The organism is Streptococcus mitis (genome assembly GCF_003942795.1).
GTDB lineage: Bacteria > Bacillota > Bacilli > Lactobacillales > Streptococcaceae > Streptococcus > Streptococcus mitis_BJ.
In genome coordinates this window covers 73,475-90,170 of record NZ_RJNY01000001.1, presented here as the reverse complement: position 1 = coordinate 90,170, position 16,696 = coordinate 73,475, and the positions used below count along the sequence as shown (strand labels likewise).

The following is a 16,696-nucleotide window of genomic DNA, read 5'->3' as shown; positions in this document are numbered from 1 at the left end:
TTAAACGAGCAAATCGAACAAGGATTAGATATTTTTGAAATTATCTCGGGAAATAAATACTAATGTTAAAGCTACATAAAAAAAGAGGCAGGTGTAAATACCTGCCTCTTGGATACCTCTGTCAAAATGAAATAAAAAAGAAGTTCATAAATCGAACTTCTTTTGGAGACACTTTGGAGACAATTCAAATGAATTCACCCCATTTTTAAGACCAATTAAAACAATTCAAATGCTGTTAAATTAAGGTTTCTTAGCCAAAGTTACTCTTATATTTTACTCCCACTCAACAGTTGCAGGTGGTTTACTTGTAATATCGTAGACGATACGGTTAACGTGATCCACTTCATTTACGATTCGTACTGAAATCTTTTGAAGGACTTCCCAAGGAATTTTAGCAAAGTCTGCTGTCATACCATCGATAGAAGTGATAGCACGAATGGCGATTGTGTAGTCATAAGTACGACCATCACCCATAACACCGACTGAACGAACGCCTGTGTTGACAGTGAAGTATTGCCAGATATCGCGGTCCAGACCAGCTTTAGCGATTTCTTCACGCAGGATAGCATCTGACTCACGAACAGTTTCTAATTTTTCTTCAGTGATTTCACCCATGACACGGATAGCAAGTCCTGGCCCTGGGAATGGTTGACGCCATACGATGTGGTCCGGCATACCAAGTTCTGTACCAAGGGCACGGACTTCGTCTTTATAGAGAGTATTGAGTGGTTCAATCAATTCAAACTGCATGTCGTCTGGAAGACCACCAACATTGTGGTGTGATTTGATGGTTTGAGCAGTATCTGTACCAGACTCAATTACGTCAGTGTAAAGCGTTCCTTGAGCAAGGAATTTTACATCTTTTAGCTTGCTTGCTTCGTCATCAAATACATAAACAAATTCGTTACCAATAATCTTCCGTTTTTGTTCAGGGTCAGAAACACCTGCAAGTTTATCAAGGAAGCGTTTTGCAGCATCTGCTTTAACGATATTCAAACCAAACTTACCACCAAGCATGTCCATAACTTGGTCAGCTTCTCCCTTACGGAGAAGACCGTGGTCTACAAATATACAGATCAATTGATCACCGATTGCTTTTTGAAGAAGAACTCCAACAACAGAAGAGTCAACACCACCTGATAGACCGAGAAGAACACGTTTGTCTCCAACAGTTTCACGGATTTTCTTGATCTGCATATCGATAAAGTTGTCCATTGACCAGTCGCCTTTAGCTTGACAGATGTTAAGGGCAAAGTTGCGAAGGATATCATTTCCGTATACAGAATGGCGAACTTCTGGGTGGAATTGGATACCATAGATGTGCTTGTCAGGGTTTTCAATAGCTGCATAAGGACAGTCAGCAGAAGTTCCAGTACGAACGAAATCAGCTGGAATCTCTGTAACCGCATCGCCATGGCTCATCAAAACAATCTGTTCTTCAGGAGTTCCTTCAAAGAGGGCAGAAGTGGTATGGGTAAGTGGTGATTGGCCATACTCGCGGTTACCAGCATCACTAGCAGGGACAACTTTTCCTCCAAGTTTATGAGTTAAAAGTTGCATACCATAGCAGATTCCTAAAATTGGAATGCCAAGTTCAAAAATTTCTGGGTCAATATCAAATGAACCATCTTCGTATACAGAGTTTGGTCCACCAGAGAGGATGATCCCTACAGGGTTAATCGCACGAACCTCTGCAGCTGAGATTTTGTGACTTTTTAGCTCAGAAAAAACACCAATTTCACGAATACGGCGTGAAATCAGCTGGTTGTATTGGCTACCATAGTCCAGCACGATGATTTTTTCGACATCTTGCAAATCAGTTGAAATGTTGCTCATCTTTTTCCTTTCTCAAAAGAAATATCTTTTTCAATATTTTATCACAAATAGGGGCGAATTACCAACTAAACAAGGCAAAGTTTGACTTTTTATTAGCAAATACGGTACAATGGAGAAAATAAAGAAAAGAAGTGAGAATCATGTTACCAGCTTATATGAAAATCCACGATCAGATTAAGAAGGATATAGATGAGCATCATTGGAAAATTGGAGAGAGACTTCCAAGTGAGCGAGATTTAGCGGAACAGTTTCAGGTTAGCCGGATGACATTACGCCAAGCTATCTCCCTCTTGGTTGAGGAAGGAGTTTTGGAGCGTCGTGTAGGAAGTGGGACTTTTGTCTCTAGCACTCGTGTCCAAGAAAAAATGCGGGGAACGACTAGTTTTACGGAGATTGTCAAATCTCAGGGGAAAGTACCTTCCAGCCAACTCATTTCTTACAGAAGAACCATTCCAAATGAGCAAGAGGTCGCTAAGCTAGGGATTACTCCGACAGAGAATATTATCCGTATGGAACGGGTGCGTTACGCTGACCAAGTTCCGCTAGTCTATGAAGTCGCATCCATTCCTGAGAAATTTATCAAGGATTTCAAAAAAGAAGAAATCACCAGTCATTTCTTCCAAACCTTGCAGCAACATGGCTACCGGATTGGCAAATCCCAACAGACCATTTATGCAAGATTGGCTAAGGAAAAAATTGCTCACTATCTAGAAGTCGAAAAGGGGCATGCCATTTTAGCCTTGACTCAGGTCTCTTATCTTGAAGATGGGACGGCTTTCGAGTATGTAAAGAGTCAATACGTTGGTGAACGCTTTGAATTTTATCTTGAAAATAACTAGTCTAGAAAGGCTAGTTTTTTGTTTTAGAAAAGATTAGAATTGTCAAAACAATCTGTCTAGGCTTGATTTTATCTATTATTTACTATAAAATGAGAAGGAAAAACGTCAAACTTTTATATTGCAAATAGGAGAAAAAATGACAAAAACATTAAAACGTCCTGAGGTTTTATCACCTGCAGGAACTTTAGAGAAGCTGAAAGTAGCTGTCCAATATGGTGCGGATGCTGTCTTTATCGGTGGGCAAGCCTATGGTCTTCGTAGCCGTGCAGGAAACTTCACCTTTGAACAGATGGAAGAAGGCGTGCAGTTTGCAGCTAAGTACGGTGCCAAGGTCTATGTGGCTGCTAACATGGTTATGCACGAAGGAAACGAAGCTGGTGCTGGAGAATGGTTCCGTAAGTTGCGTGACATCGGGATTGCCGCAGTTATCGTGTCAGATCCGGCCTTGATTATGATTGCAGCAACTGGAGCGCCAGGTCTTGAAATTCACCTCTCTACTCAAGCCAGTGCGACGAACTATGAAACTCTTGAGTTCTGGAAAGAACTAGGATTGACACGTGTGGTTTTGGCCCGTGAGGTTTCAATGGAAGAATTGGCAGAAATTCGCAAACGTACAGATGTAGAAATTGAAGCCTTTGTCCACGGAGCCATGTGTATTTCTTACTCAGGTCGCTGTACGCTCTCAAACCACATGAGTATGCGTGATGCCAACCGTGGAGGTTGTTCTCAGTCTTGCCGTTGGAAATATGACCTCTACGATATGCCCTTTGGTCAAGAACGTAAGAGTCTTAAAGGTGAAATTCCAGAAGAATTTTCAATGTCAGCCGTTGACATGTCTATGATTGACCATATCCCAGATATGATTGAAAATGGTGTAGATAGTCTAAAAATTGAAGGTCGTATGAAGTCAATCCACTATGTTTCAACAGTAACCAACTGTTACAAGGCGGCTGTGGATGCTTACCTTGAAAGCCCAGAAAAATTTGAAGCCATCAAACAGGACTTGGTAGACGAGATGTGGAAGGTTGCCCAACGTGAATTGGCAACAGGTTTCTACTATGGTACACCTACAGAAAACGAACAGTTATTTGGCGCTCGTCGTAAAATTCCTGAATATAAGTTTGTCGCTGAAGTGGTTGCGTATGATGATGCGACTCAAACGGCAACCATTCGTCAACGGAATGTCATCAACGAAGGCGATCAAGTTGAGTTTTACGGACCAGGTTTCCGTCATTTTGAAACCTATATCGAAAATCTTCACGATTCTAAAGGAAATAAAATTGACCGTGCTCCAAATCCAATGGAACTCTTGACAATCAAGGTTCCCCAACCTGTTCAGGCAGGGGACATGGTCCGCGCTCTCAAGGAAGGTCTTATCAATCTCTATAAGGAAGATGGAACCAGCGTCACAGTTCGTGCTTAAAGAAGGAAAAGTGAATGAATCAAGCACAAGGTTTGTTGGTAGATAATGAAAGCAGATGTATTCATTATCATAATGAAAAGGACATCGTTTCTCTTCAGTGCTATGAGTGTAAAAAATATTATGCTTGCTATCAGTGCCACAATGCTATCGAAACGCATTTGTTTTCACCCTACCCCTTGGCGCTTTCTGAGGATCGACCGATTTTATGTGGGGCTTGTAAGAGGACAATGACTTTTCAAGAATACCAAAAACAGATGACTTGTCCTTACTGCAGTGCTCCATTTAATCCAGGGTGTAAACAACACTATTCCTACTATTTCAGATAAAATGGATCTATCCAAGTTCTAAACTTGGATTTTTCAATTTATTTCGGAAAATATAGAAAAAGTGGAGACACATTTCATCATAAAATGAGAAACTTATCTATACAGTGGTATAAAAATAGCAAAAATAGAAATAAATCATCTGAAACGCTTCCAACGTAAGTAAAAAGTTGACAAAAACAAATTTTAGGACTAAACTAAGTAAGTAAATTTTAAATAAAAGGAGAATTCATCATGAATTTAACATTTTTCGGTCTATGTCTTGCCTGTATGGGTGTGTCTCTTGCAGAAGGATTTTTGATGAACGGTTTGTTCAAATCTGCAGCACGCCAACCAGATATCATCCCACAATTGCGTAGTTTGATGATCATGGGGATTGCCTTTATCGAAGGAACATTCTTTGTAACTCTCGTATTTTCATTTATCATCAAATAAAGAGAAGTATAAAATGGAAAAGGGAGGATTCTAGATGGAAGAAAGTATCAATCCAACCATCAATATTGGTCCTGTTACCTTTGATTTAACCTTGACAGCATTGACTTTGTTGTCTGTGGCACTGATTTTTGGCTTTATCTATTGGGCAAGTCGTAATATGACTGTGAAACCCAAAGGAAAGCAAAATGTACTAGAGTATCTCTATGACTTTGTAGTCGGATTTACAGAACCCAACGTAGGTTCTCGGTACATGAAAGATTACTCACTCTTTTACTTGTGTTTATTTCTTTTTATGGTTATCGCAAACAATCTTGGTTTGATGGCGAAACTTCAAACTACAGATGGGACAAACCTTTGGACATCGCCAACTGCAAATCTCCAGTTTGACTTGGCCTTGTCATTTGGAATTATCCTGATGACCCATATAGAAGGAATTCGTCGTCGTGGTATTAAAAAATATTTAAAAGGTTTTGTAACCCCAGGTTTCATGACGCCGATGAATCTCCTTGAAGAAGTCACGAATTTCCTATCACTTGCTTTGCGGGTGTTCGGGAATATCTTTGCCGGAGAAGTGATGGCAAGCTTGCTTATTACTCTTTCTCATCAGGCTCTTTATTGGTATCCAGTGGCATTTGTTACCAATCTTGTCTGGACGGCATTCTCTGTGTTTATTTCCTGTGTTCAGGCCTATGTATTCACAGTCTTGTCTTCAATGTATCTAGGAAATAAAATTAATGATGAAGAGTAGAAAGGAGTAAATGATGCACGTAACAGTAGGTGAATTGATTGGTAACTTTATTTTAATCGCTGGCTCTTTTATCCTTTTGGTCGTCTTAGTCAAAAAATACGCATGGTCAAACTTGACAAGTATCTTTGAAGAACGAGCTGAAAAGATTGCTGCTGATATTGATGGCGCTGAACAAGCTCGTCAAAAAGCAGAGACTCTTGCTCAAAAGCGCGAAGATGAATTAGCAGGTAGTCGTAGTGAAGCTAAAACTATCATTGAAAATGCTAAAGAGACAGCTGAAAAGAGTAAATCAGATATTTTGGCTGAAGCTAAGCTAGAAGCTGGTCGCTTGAAAGAAAAAGCTAACCAAGAAATTGCGCAAAACAAAGCTGAGGCTTTACAGAGTGTTAAGGGCGAGGTGGCAGATTTGACAGTTAGTCTAGCTGGAAAAATCATCTCACAAAACCTTGACAGTCATGCCCATAAGGAACTCATTGATCAGTATATCGATCAGCTAGGAGAAGCCTAATGGACAAGAAAACAGCAAAGGTAATTGAAAAATACAGCATGCCTTTTGTCCAATTAGTGATTGAAAAAGGAGAAGAGGACCGGATTTTTTCAGACTTGGATCAAATCAAGCAAGTCGCAGAAGAAACGGGCTTACCTTCTTTTTTAGCTCAGGTGGCAGTTGATGAGTCAGATAAGGAAAAAACAGTTCGTTTCTTTCAAGACTCTGTGTCACCTTTAATGCAAAACTTTATTCAAGTCCTGGTTTACAATCACAGAGCAAATCTTTTTTATGAAGTAATTGCAGATTGTTTGAATCGCCTTGAAAAAGAGACCAATCGTTTTGTAGTCACGATTTCTTCAGCTCATCCTTTAACAGATGAACAGAAGGAACGTCTGCTCCCATTGATAGAGAAAAAAATGTCTCTGAAAGTGCGGAGCGTCAAAGAACAAATTGATGAAGGACTCATTGGTGGTTTTGTCATTTTTGCTAATCACAAGACAATTGATGTGAGTATTAAACAACAACTTCGAGTTGTTAAAGAAAATTTGAAATAGAAAGTGGTGTTCTTTTGGCAATTAACGCACAAGAAATCAGCGCTTTAATTAAGCAACAAATTGAAAATTTCAAACCCAATTTTGATGTATCTGAAACAGGTGTTGTAACCTATATCGGGGACGGAATTGCGCGTGCTCACGGCCTTGAAAATGCCATGAGTGGGGAGCTGTTGATTTTTGAAAACGGCTCTTATGGGATGGCGCAGAACTTGGAGTCAACAGACGTTGGGATTATCATCCTAGGTGACTTTACAGATATTCGTGAAGGCGATACCATTCGCCGTACAGGTAAAATCATGGAAGTTCCTGTTGGTGAGAGCCTTATTGGACGTGTTGTGGATCCACTTGGTCGTCCAGTTGACGGTCTTGGAGAAATCCATACCGATAAGTCTCGTCCAGTAGAAGCGCCGGCTCCTGGCGTTATGCAACGTAAGTCTGTATCAGAACCATTGCAAACAGGTTTGAAAGCTATTGATGCCCTTGTTCCGATTGGTCGTGGTCAACGTGAGTTGATCATCGGTGACCGTCAGACAGGGAAAACAACCATCGCTATTGATGCTATTTTGAACCAAAAAGGTCAAGATATGATCTGTATCTATGTAGCGATTGGGCAAAAAGAGTCAACTGTTCGTACGCAAGTTGAAACACTTCGTCAGTACGGTGCCTTGGACTACACAATCGTTGTGACAGCTTCTGCTTCACAACCTTCTCCATTGCTCTTCCTAGCTCCTTATGCTGGGGTTGCTATGGCAGAAGAGTTTATGTACCAAGGGAAGCATGTTTTGATCGTTTATGATGATCTTTCAAAACAAGCGGTCGCTTATCGTGAACTTTCCCTCTTGCTTCGTCGTCCACCAGGTCGTGAAGCCTTCCCTGGGGATGTTTTCTACCTTCATAGCCGTTTGCTTGAGCGTTCAGCTAAGGTTTCTGATGAACTTGGTGGTGGTTCAATCACAGCTTTACCATTTATCGAGACACAAGCAGGAGATATCTCTGCTTATATCGCAACTAACGTGATTTCAATCACAGATGGTCAAATCTTCCTTGGCGATGGTCTCTTCAATGCGGGTATTCGTCCAGCTATCGATGCGGGTTCATCTGTATCTCGTGTAGGTGGTTCTGCACAAATCAAAGCTATGAAGAAGGTTGCTGGTACACTTCGTATCGACCTTGCTTCATATCGTGAGTTGGAAGCCTTCACTAAGTTTGGTTCTGATTTGGATGCGGCTACTCAAGCTAAGTTAAATCGTGGACGTCGTACCGTTGAAGTTCTGAAACAACCAGTTCATAAACCATTACCTGTTGAGAAACAAGTAATCATTCTTTATGCTTTGACACATGGTTTCTTGGATACGATTCCTGTAGATGACATTGTTCGTTTTGAGGAAGAGTTTCATGATTTCTTTGATGCACAACATCCAGAGATTTTGGAAACTATTCGTGAAACAAAAGACTTGCCAGAAGAGGCAGTCTTGGATGCTGCGATTACAGAGTTTCTCAATCAATCCAGCTTCCAATAAGAATAGAGGTGTCAAATGGCAGTATCTCTAAATGATATTAAAACAAAAATCGCCTCAACAAAAAATACTAGTCAAATCACCAATGCCATGCAAATGGTATCGGCTGCCAAGTTAGGTCGCTCTGAAGAAGCAGCACGTAACTTTCAAGTTTATGCTCAGAAGGTTCGTAAGCTTTTGACGGATATTCTGCATGGTAACGGATCTGGTGGTTCTACCAATCCGATGCTCATTAGTCGCCCAGTTAAGAAAACAGGCTATATCGTTATTACTTCAGACCGTGGCTTGGTTGGAGGTTATAATGCTTCCATCCTTAAAGCTGTGATGGAGCTGAAAGAAGAATACCATCCAGATGGTACAGGTTTTGAGATAATCTGTATTGGTGGTATGGGAGCTGATTTCTTTAAGGCTCGTGGCATTCAACCAATCTATGAACTACGTGGCTTGGCCGACCAACCAAGTTTTGATGAAGTTCGTAAAATTATTTCAAAAACGATTGAAATGTATCAAAATGAACTTTTTGATGAACTCTATGTTTGTTACAACCATCATGTCAATACTCTCACAAGTCAAATGCGTGTGGAACAAATGTTGCCGATTGTTGACTTAGATCCAAATGAAGCGGATGAAGAGTATAGCTTGACCTTTGAGTTGGAAACGAGTCGTGATGAGATTCTAGAGCAGTTGTTACCTCAGTTTGCAGAAAGCATGATATACGGGGCTATCATCGATGCCAAGACAGCTGAGAATGCTGCAGGTATGACAGCCATGCAAACGGCGACTGATAATGCTAAGAAAGTCATCAATGATTTGACAATCCAGTATAACCGTGCCAGACAGGCGGCGATTACACAAGAAATTACAGAAATTGTAGCGGGGGCTAGTGCCTTAGAATAAGGCTTTGCCTCCCTCGTATCAAAATGAACTTAGGACCTAGGTGAACTAGGAACCGACAGTATCTTATATAGAATAGGAGAAGGAGATGAGTTCAGGTAAAATTGCTCAGGTTATTGGACCCGTTGTCGACGTCTTGTTCGCAGCAGGGGAAACACTTCCTGAGATTAATAATGCACTTGTCGTCTACAAAAATGACGAAAGAAAAACAAAAATCGTCCTTGAAGTAGCCTTGGAGTTGGGTGATGGTATGGTTCGTACGATCGCCATGGAATCAACAGATGGTTTGACTCGTGGAATGGAAGTTTTGGACACAGGCCGTCCAATCTCTGTGCCAGTAGGTAAAGAAACTTTGGGACGTGTCTTCAACGTTTTGGGAGATACCATTGACTTGGATGCTCCTTTCGATGAAGACGCTGAGCGTCAGCCAATTCATAAGAAAGCTCCAACTTTTGATGAATTGTCTACCTCATCTGAAATCTTGGAAACAGGGATCAAGGTTATCGACCTTCTTGCCCCTTACCTTAAAGGTGGGAAAGTTGGACTCTTCGGTGGTGCCGGAGTTGGTAAAACTGTCTTGATCCAAGAATTGATTCACAACATTGCCCAAGAACACGGTGGTATTTCAGTATTTACTGGTGTTGGGGAACGTACTCGTGAAGGGAACGACCTTTACTGGGAAATGAAAGAATCAGGCGTTATCGAGAAAACAGCCATGGTATTTGGTCAGATGAATGAACCACCTGGAGCACGTATGCGTGTTGCCCTTACTGGTTTGACAATTGCTGAATACTTCCGTGATGTAGAAGGTCAAGATGTGCTTCTCTTTATCGATAATATCTTCCGTTTCACTCAAGCTGGTTCAGAAGTATCTGCCCTTTTGGGTCGTATGCCTTCAGCCGTTGGTTACCAACCAACACTTGCTACGGAAATGGGTCAATTGCAAGAACGTATCACATCAACCAAGAAGGGATCTGTAACCTCTATCCAGGCTATCTATGTGCCAGCGGATGACTATACTGACCCTGCGCCAGCAACAGCCTTCGCTCACTTGGATTCAACAACAAACTTGGAACGTAAGTTGGTACAGTTGGGTATCTACCCAGCCGTTGATCCACTGGCTTCAAGCTCTCGTGCCTTGGCACCTGAGATTGTTGGTGAGGAGCACTATGCAGTTGCTGCTGAGGTCAAACGTGTCCTTCAACGTTACCATGAATTGCAAGATATCATTGCTATCCTTGGTATGGATGAACTCTCTGATGAAGAAAAGACTTTGGTTGCTCGTGCCCGTCGTATCCAGTTCTTCTTGTCTCAAAACTTTAACGTTGCCGAACAATTTACTGGCCAACCTGGTTCTTATGTACCAGTGGCGGAAACAGTTCGCGGCTTTAAGGAAATCCTTGAAGGAAAACATGACCATCTACCAGAAGATGCTTTCCGTGGTGTCGGTTCAATCGAAGATGTGATTGCAAAAGCTGAGAAAATGGGATTTTAAGAGGTGATCTATGGCTCATTTAACTGTCCAGATCGTGACACCAGATGGCCTCGTCTATGATCACCATGCCAGCTTTGTATCGGTACGAACTCTGGATGGTGAGATGGGGATCTTGCCACGACATGAAAATATGATTGCGGTTTTAGCGGTTGATGAAGTAAAGGTAAAACGAATCGATGACGATACTCATGTGAACTGGATTGCAGTGAACGGAGGAATTATCGAGATTGCCAATGACATCATTACTATTGTAGCAGACTCAGCAGAACGTGCTCGTGATATCGATATTAGCCGTGCCCAACGTGCTAAACTTCGTGCTGAACGTGAGATTGAAGAAGCACAAGATAAACACTTGATTGACCAAGAACGGCGAGCTAAGGTTGCTTTACAACGTGCCATTAACCGTATCAATGTCGGAAATAAACTATAAAATAAAAATGAACTTGCTTAAGCGAGTTCATTTTTATTTTACATTAATGTTTAAATGTGATGCAAACAGCTTCGGGAACTTGGAAATCGTTAGAAAGCTCAGCTAATCGACCAGTTTCAGGATTACGTTTAAAGACGGTTGCATTATCTGAATCTTGGTGAACTGCAATTAGAAATTCTTGGTCAGGAGTAAGATTGAAATCGCGCGGATTTTGTCCGTGGCTGGGCACAATTTCTAATAACTCCAGACTACCATCAGCTAGGATGCTAAATACAGCAATGGAATCATGACCTCGGTTGGATGCATAGAGGTATTTGCCGTCTTTTGAAAGACGAATGGCAGCAGTAGCATTAAATTCCTCATATCCATCTGGCAAAGTCGAAATGACTTGCATGCGTTCAAATTCACCAACACCATCGTAAATCAAGACTTCAATGGTACTGTTGAGTTCACAGATGAGGTAGGCAATCTTATAATGATGATGGAAAACGATGTGGCGAGCACCTGCCCCAGCTTGGCTGTTATAAGTGTAGAGTTTACTTAGTTTTCCTTCTGGACTAACATCGTAGGTCGTTACTTCATCCGTACCTAGATCACATGTGACGAGATACTGGTCAGGTGTTAGATCTGCAAAGTGGACATGAGGAGAAGTTTGATTTTTATGAGGACCTTGTCCACTATGCTGATCTAGATCTGTTTGAATGAGGCTACCATCCGTTTGACGTTTATAAACCAGAACTTGCCCCTTATGATAGTTGGCCCCATAAACGAGACTACGTTTTTCATCCACTGCCACATAACAATGAGGAGCGCCTTCTTCCACCACATGATTTAATAAGGTGCCGTCGGTCTTGTAAGCAGCGATTCCACCCAAACCATCCTGGCTCCCTACGGTGTATAAATGTTGCTGTTGGTCAAAGGCAAGGTAGGTCGGACTTGGTTCAGCAGCAAAGAGTTCAAGATTTGCAAGCTGGCCTGTTTCTGTATTAAAATCAGCTTTGTAAATCCCTTTAGATAAGCGACGAGTGTAAGTTCCAAAATAAACAGTTTCTTTCATGTCCATACCTCTTAATAATGATAAATTTATTATACCACAAAATAAAATTCTTAACTGACTTTCATCATTTTTTGAAAATTACAGAAAACACCTTAGGGAGATTTATTTAGTTTTTACCTTGCTTTCAAAAATCAAAGTGATATAATAATCATATATTTGATTTAAAGGAGTGCCTTATGAAAAAACGTATTTTTCTAACGGCTGCAGTAGCAGTGTTGTCCTCAGCACTACTAGCAGCTTGTTCGTCTGGTGGTAAAAATGCCAACCAACCTGTGACTTATACTTATGTCTTCTCATCGGATCCCGCAACTTTGGACTACACAGTTTCTGGAAATTCCAGTACCAAACAGGTGACTGGGAATGTCATCGATGGTTTGCTTGAGAATGACCAATATGGAAATCTTGTACCGTCTGTAGCAGAGGACTGGAGTGTTTCTAAAGATGGTTTGACTTACACCTATAAAATCCGAAAAGGGATTAAGTGGTACACTAATGAAGGCGAAGAATATGGTGAAGTAAAGGCTCAGGATTTCGTGACAGGTTTGAAACATGCTGTCGCTAAGAAATCACAAGCCCTCTATCTCGTACAGGATTCAATCAAAGGGTTGGATGATTATATTAACGGGAAAACAAATGATTTTTCTACTGTTGGAATTAAGGCGACAGATGATTATACACTCGTTTATACGCTTAATAATCCTGAATCTTTCTGGAATTCCAAGACAACGATGGGTGTTTTAGCACCAATCAATGAAGACTTTTTAGCCTCTAAAGGGGATGATTTTGGTAAACCTACTGATGTTACAAGTATTCTATACAATGGTCCTTACCTTCTGAAAGGTCTCACATCGAAATCTTCAATCGAGATGACAAAAAACCAAAACTATTGGGATAAAGGAAATGTCTTCATTGATGATATAAAATTGACCTTCTTTGATGGTCAAGATGCAGACTCTCTTGGTCGTGGTTTTGATGAAGGCCACTACCCAGCAGCTCCGCTCTTTAAGAATTCTGCAAACTATGAGCGATTCAAAGAAAAATACAAAGACAACATTGTGTATGGTCAACAAAGAGGAGGTAGCTACTACATTTCAACTAATATTGACCGTGTAGCCTATAACCATACTTCTAAAACAACGGACGAAGAAAAGACATCTACTAAGAAAGCTTTGTTGAACAAAGATTTCCGCCAAGCCTTGGCTTTTGGAGCAGATCGTAAGGCTGCTGTCTCTCAAGTATTTGGTGATGAAGTTGCCCCTCGTAAATTACGTACTAGCTTTACACCTCCAACGTTTGTTCAAATTGGAGATCAATCTTTTGGTCAAGTAACAAAAGCAGAACTTGACAAGTTGGATACTGCTTGGAGCGATGTTAGCCTAGATGATGCACAAGATTCACTTCATAATGTAGATAAAGCTAAAACTAAACTTGAAGCGGCTAAGAAAACTCTTCAAGCTGACGGTGTTCAGTTCCCTGTTCATTTGGACTTGCCAGTTTCCTCTACTCAAACAGATTTTGTACGTCAAGCTCAATCGTATAAACAATCAATAGAGGAAGCTCTTGGAGTTGAAAATGTCGTGGTTGATATCCAACAAGTTTCTGATGATGAATTGGGAAGTATGACCGTTCTTGCAACTTCAAAAGACAATATCGACTGGGATATCAATCCAAACAGTGGATGGAGCCCAGACTATGCAGATCCATCAACCTATCTTGATGCATTTGATCCAACATCTGGACCAACTCTTCTTGGAGCACTTGGTATTGCACCAGGATCAGATAGTTCAGCCATTAAGGCAGTAGGATTGGATAAATACAAAGAATTACTTGATGATGCAAACAGTGAGAAAACAAATCTCGAAAAACGCTATTCAAAATATGCTAAAGCTCAAGCATGGTTGACAGATAGTGCTTTGATCATCCCTGTTAACTCTGACGGTGCCCAAATGCTTGTTACAAAGAAAGTCCCAGGAACAGGAGCAGATGGTTGGGTCGGTGATAAAACAGGTGAAAACAGTTATAAATATCTGAAGATTCAAGATAAGATTGTGACAAGTAAAGAAATGGAAGAATTCCGTAAGAAATTTGCTGAAGAAAAAGCAAAATCAAACGAAGAATACCAAAAACAACTATCAAGTCATATTAAAGATTAAATAAATCTCCTCAATAGAGGAGATTTTTCTTTTTGTCTATTCATGTAAGCACTTTAAAAAAGAGTTATTTTAGTCTAAAAATGGTATAATGAGAGAATGACAGAAAGGATGTATTTATGGAACATAAAGAGAAACATTTTAGCCTATCTTGGTTCTTCAAGTGGTTTTTAGATAACAAAGCTATTACTGTATTCTTGGTGACCTTGTTACTGGGCTTGAACCTTTTCATTCTAAGTAAGATTAGTTTTATTTTTTTACCAGTTTTAGATTTTCTAGGAGTTGTCATGTTGCCAGTTATTTTATCTGGTTTACTTTATTATCTCCTTAATCCGATTGTTGACTGGATGGAGAAACACAAAATCAATCGTGTTCTTGCCATTAGTATTCTTTTTGTTATAATTGGTTTCTTTATCATTTGGGGGCTGGCAGTTGCTATTCCAAATCTGCAACATCAGGTCTTAAATTTTGCAAAGAATGTGCCGACATACCTGGAAGATGCTGATAAGGTTATCAACGACCTTGTAACCAAACGTTTGCCAGATGATTTTAGACCGCAATTGGAGCAGGTTCTTGCGAATATTTCTACTGAGGCGACGATGTGGGCGAGCAAAATCTCTTCCCAAGCCGTTAACTGGGTGAGCGCCTTTGTCAGCAGTGTATCCCAGGTTATTGTAGCGGTCATTATCGTACCTTTCATGCTCTTTTATCTTTTACGCGATGGGAAAGGTTTGCGAGATTATTTGACCAAGTTTATTCCCACGAAGTTAAAGGAACCAGTAGGACAAGTTTTGTCAGATGTTAATAAACAGTTATCAAACTACGTTAGAGGGCAGGTTACAGTTGCTATTATAGTGGCGATTATGTTTATTATCTTCTTTAAGATTATTGGTCTCAGATATGCTGTGACTCTGGGGATCACGGCTGGTATCCTCAATCTAGTACCTTATCTAGGTAGTTTTCTAGCGATGTTGCCTGCTTTGGTTTTGGGCTTGATAGCGGGGCCTGTTATGCTTTTGAAAGTGATTATTGTCTTTATTGTTGAACAAACGATTGAAGGTCGCTTCGTTTCTCCGCTTATTTTAGGTAGTCAGCTAAACATCCATCCGATCAATGTCCTCTTTGTTCTCCTAACTTCAGGTTCTATGTTTGGTATTTGGGGAGTCTTGCTGGGAATTCCTGTCTATGCTTCTGCCAAGGTTGTTATCTCAGCTATCTTTAATTGGTATAAAAAAGTCAGCGGTCTATATGAAGAAGAAGGGGAGGAAATCAAGAGTGAACAATAGTCAACGCATGCTCCAAGCTTTGGATGACCAAGATTTAACCAAAGCGGATCAGTATTTTCACAAAGCCCTCGAAACAGATTCAAGTGAAGTTCTTTACGAACTAGCAAGCTATCTAGAGGGAATTGGCTTTTATCCTCAAGCAAAAGAAATTTACCAAAATATCGTTACAGAATTTCCAGAAGTGAATCTTAATTTAGCAAGTATTGCTAGTGAGGATGGCAATGTTGAAGAAGCCTTTGCTTACCTTGAGGAAATCACACCCGAAAGTGACTGGTACGTATCGGCCTTGGCCTTGAAGGCAGACCTCTATCAGTTGGAAGGATTGACAGATGTAGCACGCGAAAAGTTACTGGAAGCCTTAAATTACTCAGATGATGCCTTATTACTTTTTGGTTTGGCTGAGTTGGATAGCGAGTTAGGAAATTATCAGGAAGCCATTCAGGGCTATGCTCAATTAGACAATCGCTCCATCTATGAGCAAACGGGCGTATCAACCTATCAACGAATTGGCTACGCTTATGCCCAGTTAGGCAAGTTTGAAACTGCAACTGAATTCTTAGAAAAAGCCTTAGAACTAGAATACGATGACCAAACTGCCTTTGAACTGGCTAGTCTTTACTTTGATCAAGAAGAGTATCAAAAATCTGTTCTTTACTTTAAGCAGATTGATACCATTTCACCAGATTTTGAAGGATATGAGTATGGTTATAGTCAAGCCTTGCACAAGGAACATCAGGTGGAAGAGGCCCTTCGTATCGTTAAAAAAGGACTGGAGAAAAATCCATTTGAAACCCGTCTCTTGCTAGCTGCTTCTCAGTTTTCGTATGAATTGCATGATCCTAGTGCTGCAGAGCAGTTTCTCCTTACTGCTAAAGAAGATGCAGAGGATACAGAAGAAATTTTCCTTCGCCTTGCAACTATTTATATGGAACAAGAACGGTATGAAGATATCATTGCTCTCCAAAGTCAAGAACCTGAAAATCTCTTGACTAAGTGGATGATTGCCCGTTCTTACCAGGAAATCGAGGATTTAGATAAGGCCTATGAGCTCTATCAAGAACTGTCATCTGACCTCAAGGACAATCCCGAGTTTTTAGAGCAATATACTTATCTCTTGCGTGAATTGGGATATTTTGAAGAAGCAAAGGTACAAGCTGAAGCCTATTTAAAACTCGTTCCAGATGATGTTCAGATGCAAGAACTCATAGAAACACTTTAA

16 protein-coding genes are annotated in these 16,696 nt (G+C 40.6%); 14 read left to right on the top strand and 2 right to left on the bottom strand.

What is annotated here, in order from left to right:
- Nucleotides 1-273: 273 nt before the first annotated feature.
- A complete protein-coding gene (guaA, locus tag D8847_RS00455) occupies nucleotides 274-1,836 on the bottom strand; it encodes a glutamine-hydrolyzing GMP synthase (protein WP_125840235.1) in 1,563 nt (520 codons plus the stop codon).
- Between the two features lie 140 nt (nucleotides 1,837-1,976).
- Between guaA and D8847_RS00450 the strand changes: the two genes are divergently transcribed.
- The 11 genes from D8847_RS00450 (at nucleotide 1,977) to D8847_RS00400 (ending at nucleotide 10,984) form a co-directional block, all read left to right on the top strand.
- On the top strand, nucleotides 1,977-2,675 hold the full coding sequence (locus tag D8847_RS00450; RefSeq protein ID WP_000936178.1) for a GntR family transcriptional regulator: 699 nt from the start codon (nucleotides 1,977-1,979) through the stop codon (nucleotides 2,673-2,675).
- A gap of 136 nt (nucleotides 2,676-2,811) precedes the next feature.
- On the top strand, nucleotides 2,812-4,098 hold the full coding sequence (locus D8847_RS00445) for a peptidase U32 family protein (RefSeq protein WP_125840234.1): 1,287 nt from the start codon (nucleotides 2,812-2,814) through the stop codon (nucleotides 4,096-4,098).
- A gap of 14 nt (nucleotides 4,099-4,112) precedes the next feature.
- A complete protein-coding gene (locus tag D8847_RS00440) occupies nucleotides 4,113-4,424 on the top strand; it encodes a CHY zinc finger protein (RefSeq protein ID WP_125840233.1) in 312 nt (103 codons plus the stop codon).
- A gap of 231 nt (nucleotides 4,425-4,655) precedes the next feature.
- A complete protein-coding gene (locus D8847_RS00435; RefSeq protein WP_001054552.1) occupies nucleotides 4,656-4,856 on the top strand; it encodes a F0F1 ATP synthase subunit C in 201 nt (66 codons plus the stop codon).
- A 34-nt stretch (nucleotides 4,857-4,890) separates the two neighbouring features.
- A complete protein-coding gene (gene atpB / locus D8847_RS00430; protein WP_000392854.1) occupies nucleotides 4,891-5,604 on the top strand; it encodes a F0F1 ATP synthase subunit A in 714 nt (237 codons plus the stop codon).
- Nucleotides 5,605-5,617: 13 nt separating this feature from the next.
- Nucleotides 5,618-6,112 carry a F0F1 ATP synthase subunit B gene (atpF, locus tag D8847_RS00425; RefSeq protein WP_000558551.1) on the top strand — a complete coding sequence of 165 codons (495 nt, stop codon included), beginning with the start codon at nucleotides 5,618-5,620 and terminating at the stop codon, nucleotides 6,110-6,112.
- Nucleotides 6,112-6,648, top strand: a complete 537-nt coding sequence (locus D8847_RS00420) for a F0F1 ATP synthase subunit delta (protein ID WP_000358986.1) — start codon at nucleotides 6,112-6,114, stop codon at nucleotides 6,646-6,648. Before atpF ends, D8847_RS00420 begins: the two co-directional genes overlap by 1 nt.
- A 14-nt stretch (nucleotides 6,649-6,662) precedes the next feature.
- Complete coding sequence (gene atpA / locus D8847_RS00415; protein ID WP_045617024.1) at nucleotides 6,663-8,168, top strand: F0F1 ATP synthase subunit alpha; 1,506 nt, start codon at nucleotides 6,663-6,665, stop codon at nucleotides 8,166-8,168.
- Nucleotides 8,169-8,183: 15 nt separating this feature from the next.
- On the top strand, nucleotides 8,184-9,062 hold the full coding sequence (locus tag D8847_RS00410; protein ID WP_000301231.1) for a F0F1 ATP synthase subunit gamma: 879 nt from the start codon (nucleotides 8,184-8,186) through the stop codon (nucleotides 9,060-9,062).
- An 85-nt stretch (nucleotides 9,063-9,147) separates the two neighbouring features.
- Nucleotides 9,148-10,554 (top strand): F0F1 ATP synthase subunit beta, encoded by a 1,407-nt coding sequence (gene atpD / locus D8847_RS00405; RefSeq protein WP_000094373.1) that lies wholly within the window; start codon nucleotides 9,148-9,150, stop codon nucleotides 10,552-10,554.
- Nucleotides 10,555-10,564: 10 nt separating this feature from the next.
- Nucleotides 10,565-10,984 carry a F0F1 ATP synthase subunit epsilon gene (locus tag D8847_RS00400; RefSeq protein ID WP_000940837.1) on the top strand — a complete coding sequence of 140 codons (420 nt, stop codon included), beginning with the start codon at nucleotides 10,565-10,567 and terminating at the stop codon, nucleotides 10,982-10,984.
- A gap of 43 nt (nucleotides 10,985-11,027) precedes the next feature.
- Here the strand turns inward: D8847_RS00400 and D8847_RS00395 are convergent, their stop codons facing one another.
- A complete protein-coding gene (locus D8847_RS00395) occupies nucleotides 11,028-12,041 on the bottom strand; it encodes a lactonase family protein (RefSeq protein ID WP_125840232.1) in 1,014 nt (337 codons plus the stop codon).
- Nucleotides 12,042-12,217: 176 nt separating this feature from the next.
- Here D8847_RS00395 and D8847_RS00390 point away from each other — a divergent pair, with 176 nt between their 5' ends.
- From D8847_RS00390 to D8847_RS00380, 3 genes are all read left to right on the top strand, one after another.
- The gene (locus tag D8847_RS00390; RefSeq protein ID WP_125840231.1) at nucleotides 12,218-14,194 is read left to right on the top strand and encodes a peptide ABC transporter substrate-binding protein; all 1,977 of its coding nucleotides are present in this window, start codon (nucleotides 12,218-12,220) and stop codon (nucleotides 14,192-14,194) included.
- A 116-nt stretch (nucleotides 14,195-14,310) separates the two neighbouring features.
- The gene (locus D8847_RS00385) at nucleotides 14,311-15,477 is read left to right on the top strand and encodes an AI-2E family transporter (protein ID WP_125840230.1); all 1,167 of its coding nucleotides are present in this window, start codon (nucleotides 14,311-14,313) and stop codon (nucleotides 15,475-15,477) included.
- Nucleotides 15,467-16,696, top strand: a complete 1,230-nt coding sequence (locus D8847_RS00380; RefSeq protein WP_185757894.1) for a tetratricopeptide repeat protein — start codon at nucleotides 15,467-15,469, stop codon at nucleotides 16,694-16,696. The genes D8847_RS00385 and D8847_RS00380 overlap by 11 nt, the downstream gene beginning before the upstream one ends.